We start from the raw sequence: 525 nt of genomic DNA, 5'->3' as shown, positions 1-525 counted from the left end.
GTCTTCGATGCGGATGATATTGCCGGCGCGATCGTAGAAATATTGCAGATCCTGCAACCTGGGCTGAGCAGTTTTTTGACTGGTGCGCGTATGCAGGCGTCCGTCGGCCGGGTCATACGTCCACTGACTCAGGACACCGTTACCGGCCAGTTGCGAGGTGATCTGATTGTTGGCGTTGTATTGCGCATCCAGCAAGACCTGCGTGACTTTCGTCTCGACTTGCAGCTCCATTTGCCTGAGCTGCCCGGCAAGACCATAGCGCGATGCTCTGTGATGGCCGCCGGCATCGGTCTGTTCAAGCACGGCGCCAAGCGGACTGAACACCTGATGGCTGGTGAACGCTTCGTTATCGTGAAAAGTGCGCTTTTCCACCAGTGCCTGTCCGGTGAGGGCATAGCCGGTGATGTCCAGCGAACCTGACGGATCTGTCTGCCGGATCAACCGGCCGCGCAGGTTGGAGTCTGCTTCGGCAGAGCCTGGGGCGTACGTGAAGGTATCGAGCTGATTTTCGCCGTTTCCCGAAAC

At 58.1% G+C, this 525-nt stretch carries 1 pseudogene; it reads right to left on the bottom strand.

Annotation, left to right across the window (positions count from 1 at the left end):
- Positions 1-525 (bottom strand): annotated as a pseudogene (locus tag AC0T7J_RS25120) (hypothetical protein); the annotation flags it as partial.

It is taken from the genome of Pantoea sp. E956-1 (assembly GCF_982223955.1).
Note: the sequence above shows the minus strand (reverse complement) of the source record. Positions and strands in the feature narration are given on the sequence as shown.